General features: G+C 66.4%; 6 protein-coding genes. 4 read left to right on the top strand and 2 right to left on the bottom strand.

The features are described 5' to 3' along the window. Window positions 1-488: 488 nt before the first annotated feature. Window positions 489-965, bottom strand: coding sequence for a chemotaxis protein CheW (locus FVW20_RS06785; RefSeq protein ID WP_012611435.1), 477 nt, complete (start codon window positions 963-965; stop codon window positions 489-491). Between the two features lie 457 nt (window positions 966-1,422). Between FVW20_RS06785 and FVW20_RS06780 the strand changes: the two genes are divergently transcribed. After that, window positions 1,423-1,647, top strand: a complete 225-nt coding sequence (locus tag FVW20_RS06780) for a hypothetical protein (protein ID WP_012611434.1) — start codon at window positions 1,423-1,425, stop codon at window positions 1,645-1,647. A 367-nt stretch (window positions 1,648-2,014) separates the two neighbouring features. Here FVW20_RS06780 and FVW20_RS06775 read toward each other — a convergent pair whose 3' ends face one another. Beyond that, entirely contained in the window at window positions 2,015-3,352 is a 1,338-nt protein-coding gene (locus FVW20_RS06775; RefSeq protein ID WP_196608834.1) for a UDP-glucose dehydrogenase family protein, read from the bottom strand. Window positions 3,353-3,595: 243 nt separating this feature from the next. Here FVW20_RS06775 and FVW20_RS06770 point away from each other — a divergent pair, with 243 nt between their 5' ends. The 3 genes from FVW20_RS06770 to FVW20_RS06760 form a co-directional block, all read left to right on the top strand. Beyond that, the gene (locus tag FVW20_RS06770) at window positions 3,596-4,321 is read left to right on the top strand and encodes a pyridoxine 5'-phosphate synthase (RefSeq protein WP_196608833.1); all 726 of its coding nucleotides are present in this window, start codon (window positions 3,596-3,598) and stop codon (window positions 4,319-4,321) included. 152 nt (window positions 4,322-4,473) lie between these two features. Beyond that, entirely contained in the window at window positions 4,474-4,845 is a 372-nt protein-coding gene (locus FVW20_RS06765) for a holo-[acyl-carrier-protein] synthase (protein ID WP_196608832.1), read from the top strand. A 113-nt stretch (window positions 4,846-4,958) separates the two neighbouring features. Further along, window positions 4,959-5,424: NAD(P)H-hydrate epimerase (locus FVW20_RS06760; RefSeq protein WP_231038934.1), on the top strand; the 466-nt coding region annotated here is incomplete at its 3' end.

Below are 5,424 nucleotides of genomic sequence, written 5' to 3'. Positions count from 1 at the left end.
GCGCGCATCAGGGCCAGGGCCAGGCGGGCGGCCCCGCCCATGCCGCTGCGGGCCACCTCTATCCGCAGGGCCTCGGCCAGGGCATGCGCCCCGCCGGAATGGCTGCCACCGGATGCGGGTACGGCAAGGCCGGACGCAGCCAGCCGGGATGTCAATTGTTCGAAATTCACGGTGCCTCCGTGCCCCCGCGCGGCAATGCCCGTCCGCCCTATCGGCAAGGGGGGACGGGGGCGCAGGCGAACGGCAAAAGGCCGTTTCGCCCCTAATGCGCGCGGCGCGGGCACGGGGGGAAGACGGCGTGGTTGTCGTGTGGTGCGCGCGGCACGTGCCGTGCGCAGGGCGGAACCTTATCCGGTTCGGCCATGCTGCGCAACGACCCGGTTCCTGCCCGGCCAGCGACACGATGGCTTGGCCCGGCGGGCCGCCTCCAATGCGCAACGCCCCGGAGGCCGAAGCCGCCGGGGCGCGTGCGAGAACGGAGTAAATACCTAAATGTGGCCCAGAACGCTCATGTCGTCGTTGGACAGCAGTTTGTCGAGGTCCAGCAGGATCAGCAGACGATCCTGCAACTTGCCCACGCCGCTGATGTACTCGGACTCCAGCCCTGCAACCACCGGCGGCGGCGGCTCGACCGTGCTCGCGGGAATGCGCAGCACCTCCGAAACGGAATCCACCACGAACCCGACGATCATGTTGTTGATCTCGATGACGATGATGCGGGTATGCTTGTCGTGGCTCTTGGAGTCGAGACCGAATCTGCGGCGCAGGTCGATGATGGGAATGACCTTGCCGCGCAGGTTGATGACGCCCTCGACGAACTCCGGCGCACGGGGAACCTTGGTGATCTCCATGGTGCGGATGATCTCCTGCACCTTCAGGATGTCCACCCCGAATTCCTCGTCACCGATGCTGAACGTTACGAGTTGCAGCAGTTCATCATCCTGCTTCTTCTGCGTTGCATCCATGACCAGCTCCTTGGTGCGGGTAGCGACAGTTGCGGCAGTCCGGACGACGAACGCCGCGACCGCTCGCATAATCCTATGCGGAATCATCTTTCAAGGCAAGTGACACTCCCGCGGCATATTCCTTTCCATGGGCCGTATTGCGGCCATGGGGCTTGATAATCATGCCGCCGTGGCGTAAAAGGTGGCTGCACAGCCCAACCAGTCCGCCTGCCCCGCAACGCCGCGCACACCCCCGTGCGTTGGCCGTGTGTCATACGCGCACGCGCGGGCATCAGGAACATGCCGGATGCGCCCCGTCCTGAGGTGGTCGCGCCCGGTGCGAGCACGCGGAAATGGTGACGCCACCGGTCCGCACGGGCGGGTGCACGAGCGAGTGGAAACACCCGAGAGAGGCAGGCGGCCGGCCCGGCGACCGCCCCGGCACCACAACGTCCACCGATGCGGAGGAATGCTGCCGATGGCGCATATGTTCCCCTTCCCCGACGACCTGCCCCTCGCCCTGCAAATCAAGGCTCTCGGTGACGAGGAGCTGCTCGACTTCTGGGAGGAGACCCAGTTCCTCGAAAAATTCCTGGAAGAAGACTTCAACGTGCAGCCGCAACACTCCGTGGAGTACGAACGGCTGATCCTGCAGGAACTGCAGTTGCGGTCCTGTAGACGCAGCCTGGACCGGCGCCCCTAGGCAACACGCCAGACGCCGCCCAGGCGCACCCGCCATCGGAACCGCAGCGGGAACCTGATGACGGCCACGCGGAAAGGGCCGCATCCCGAGCATGGGATGCGGCCCTTTCCGCGTTGTGCGTCCTGCACGGACGAACCGAGGGCGAAAAAGAGCGGCGAACGGGCAGGCTGCGGGAAGACAGACAGCCCCGATCTGGCTCGCGTTGCCCAACCGTGCAGAATCAGGTCAACCGGGCATGCCCCCCGCCCTCACAGCGCCAACCGGCCACGGCCGGCAACCGCACCCGCGCCGGTGGCACACGCCCGCCCAATGCAAAGGCCCCCGCCGGATGTTCCGACGGGGGCCTGACATATTCAATGCTGCCCGGCTACAGGTTGGCGGCCCGGCCCACGCAGAAGTAGGCAAAGCCCTGTTCGCCCATGAACGAGGGCGAATACAGGTTGCGACCGTCAAACAGCACCGGCGCGGTCAGCAGTTCCTTCACCCGCTCGAAGTCGGGGTTGCGGAACTGGTTCCACTCGGTGACCACCAGCAGCGCCTGGGCGCCCCGGCAGGCTTCGTACTGGTTGTGCACGATCTCCACCAGCGGGTTGTCGCCGATGAGCTTTGCCGCGTTCCCGGACGCCACCGGATCGAAGGCCCGCACACGCATGCCGTTGGCGGTCAGGTCCTTGATGATGGACAGGGCCGCAGCCTCGCGCATGTCGTCGGTATTGGCCTTGAAGGCCAGGCCCCACAGGGCCAGCGTCTTGCCCGCAACCCCGCCCTGCGGCGCAAAGTAGTCGCGCACGCGTCGGGCCATGGACACCTTCTGGCGGGCGTTGACGCCTTCCACGGCGTCCAGTAGCTGGGGCTCGGCCCCGGCCTCGCGTGCGGTATGGATCAGCGCCTTGACGTCCTTGGGAAAGCACGAGCCGCCGTAGCCCACGCCGGGGTAGATGAAATGGTACCCGATGCGCTGGTCCGAACCGATGCCGATGCGCACCTCGCGCACGTCGGCCCCCACCTTTTCGCAGATTCCGGCAATTTCGTTGATGAACGAAATCTTGGTGGCCAGCATGCAGTTGGCGGCGTACTTGGTCATTTCCGCGCTGCGGGTACCCATGACGATGAGCTTGTCGCGGCTGCGGGCAAAGGGCGCGTACAGTTGCCGCAGGTATTCGGCGGAGCGTTCGTCTTCCGTGCCCACCACCACGCGGTCGGGCTTCATGAAGTCGCTCACCGCGTCGCCTTCCTTGAGGAATTCCGGGTTGGACACCACGTCGAAGGCGATATCCGCGCCGCGCGCGGCCAGTTCCTCGCGGATCAGCCCGCGCACCCGGTCGGCGGTGCCCACCGGCACGGTGGACTTGTCCACCACGATGAGCGGGCGGTGCATCAGGCGGCCTATCTCGCGGGCCACCTGGTCCACGTAGGACAGATCGCACGATCCGTCATCGCCCGAGGGGGTGCCCACGGTGATGAACACGAACTGCGCGCGCCCAAGCCCCTGTTCCAGGCTGGTGGTGAAGACCAGACGACCTTCCGCGTGGTTGCGGCGCACCAGTTCCTCAAGGCCGGGTTCGTAGATGTGCACCTTGCCGGCGGTAAGGGTTTTCACCACGTCGGGGTTCACGTCCACGCAGCAGACGTTGTTGCCCATTTCGGCGAAGCAGGCGGCACTGACCAGACCGACGTAGCCGGTACCGACGATGCAGACGTTCATGCGATCCTCGTTATGTTTCGTGCGGAATATGCGGATGTATGGGCGGCAGTGGCTGCCGCCGATGATTGAGCGGTCATCTGATATACGCACCCTGCCCTACATCGTGGTCCCGCCGTTCGTCAACGCAACGTCATGGACCGGCAATGGCGGAACGGGCCGCACGGCGCACGCGATGCCCTTGACTTTGCGCCCGCCGGAGTGTGAAAATTCCGCACATTCGGTATGTTCACCCAAGGAGCCATCATGCCCGTTCTCGTCGTCAACGTGGACCACGTCGCCACCCTGCGCCAGCAGCGCAAGGGCAAGGAACCGGACCCGCTCACCGCCGCCCACCTGGCGGAACTGGCGGGCGCGCGTGGCATCATCGTGCATCTGCGCGAAGACCGTCGCCATATTCAGGATCACGATGTGGAATTGATGGCCCGCACCCTGAAGACCCGCCTGCACCTGGAAATGGCCGCCACCGAAGAAATGCAGGCCATTGCCCTTGCCCGCCAGCCGTACATGGTCTGCCTGGTGCCCGAAAAGCGCGAGGAACTGACCACCGAGGGCGGACTTGCCGTGGCCGGGCGCGAGGCGTTCCTCAAGGACTACCTGGCCCCCATTCACGCCCGGGGCATCCTGTCCAGCCTGTTCATAGAGGCGGACGAGGCGCAGGTGCGGGCCGCAGCCGCCGTCGGCTGCCCGTACATCGAACTGCACACCGGCCACTTCGCCGACGCACCCACCCGCGCCGCCCAACGGACCGAGCGCGACAAGATCGTGCGGGCCATCGGCCTTGCCCGTTCACTGGGGCTTGGCGTGAACCTTGGCCACGGGCTGAACTACGACAACATTTACGAGTTCGCGGACGTGCCCGGCATCAGCGAATTTTCCATCGGCCATTCCATAGTTGCCCGCGCGGTGTTCACCGGGTTCGAGCGCGCCGTGGCCGACATGGCGGCCATCATTGCCCGCTTTCCGGCGTAGCCGCTGTTTCCGGGCAGTGGATGCCTTCGGCGACTGCAAGTCCTGCTTCGGAAACAGCACCGGGCATGCCCCGCCCCTTCCGGGCCACACCACGAACGCAACGAACGACCATATAGTATGATGCACCAGCCCGCACATACCGGAGACAGCGCATGATCGTGGGCCTCGGCATCGACATCGCGGAGCTTTCACGCATCGCCAGGGCCTGGGAACGCCACGGTCACCGATTTGCCGCGCGCGTGCTGCACCCCGCTGAACTGGCCTGCCTGCCCGCCATGCCAGTGGCCTTTCTGGCCGCGCGCTTCGCCGCCAAGGAGGCCGCCGTCAAGGCGCTGGGCACGGGCTTTTCACAGGGCATCGGCCCGCGCGACATTGAGGTGCGCCCCTTGCCCACCGGGCAGCCCCAACTGGTGCTGCACGGCAAGGCCGCCGAACGTGGCGCCGCGCTGGGCGCCACCGCCGCCCACGTTTCGCTTACCCATGGCCGCGATACCGCCGCCGCCGTGGTGGTGCTGGAACGCTGAACGCGCGGGGCAGGAAAGGCGTCGAAAGGATTTCACGGAAGGGCTAACGCCCCCATCTTCCTCACTCCCCCAAGGGGTTGACGGCATCCATCCATGCTGCACAGGAGCCTTCCATGACCCCGACCGACAACGCCGCCCGCTGGCATCTGCCATACATTGCCTTGCCCGCCCCCGAGGAAATGGCCGCGTGGGACCGCGCCGCCAGCACCGACTTTGGCCTGCGCGAGGAAATCCTGATGGAGAACGCCAGCCGCGAGGCGCTGCACGTGCTGCGCGAAGAGCTGTCCACGTCCGTTGCGAGCACCAGCGCGAACAACGGCGCGCCCGGCACCCCCGGCACACCATTGCCGCAGCGCCCCACCCCTCTTCCCTTCACCTTCACGGGCCTGCGGGTGCTGCTGTTCATGGGCGGCGGCAACAACGGCGGCGATGCTGCCGCCCTGGCCCGCCACCTGCACGACGCCGGGGCAGAGGTGCTGGTGCTGCACACCCGCCCGCTGGGGGGGTATCGCGGCGCGGCGGGCTACCATGTGCGCCTTGCCAAACGCTGCGGCGTTCCCTTCCGACCCGCCGGGGCAT

This window comes from Nitratidesulfovibrio oxamicus, assembly GCF_015731765.1.
In the GTDB taxonomy this organism is placed as follows: Bacteria; Desulfobacterota; Desulfovibrionia; order Desulfovibrionales; family Desulfovibrionaceae; genus Cupidesulfovibrio; species Cupidesulfovibrio oxamicus.
This window is presented reverse-complemented; position numbering and strand designations above follow the sequence as displayed.

What these genes read in the sequence shown, in the direction of transcription:
- FVW20_RS06770 (WP_196608833.1), top strand. Translation starts at nt 3,596, where the DNA reads ATGCCCGTTCTCGTCGTCAACGTGGACCACGTCGCCACCCTGCGCCAG.
- FVW20_RS06780 (WP_012611434.1), top strand. Translation starts at nt 1,423, where the DNA reads ATGGCGCATATGTTCCCCTTCCCCGACGACCTGCCCCTCGCCCTGCAA.
- FVW20_RS06785 (WP_012611435.1), bottom strand. Translation starts at nt 965, where the DNA reads ATGGATGCAACGCAGAAGAAGCAGGATGATGAACTGCTGCAACTCGTA.
- FVW20_RS06765 (WP_196608832.1), top strand. Translation starts at nt 4,474, where the DNA reads ATGATCGTGGGCCTCGGCATCGACATCGCGGAGCTTTCACGCATCGCC.
- FVW20_RS06775 (WP_196608834.1), bottom strand. Translation starts at nt 3,352, where the DNA reads ATGAACGTCTGCATCGTCGGTACCGGCTACGTCGGTCTGGTCAGTGCC.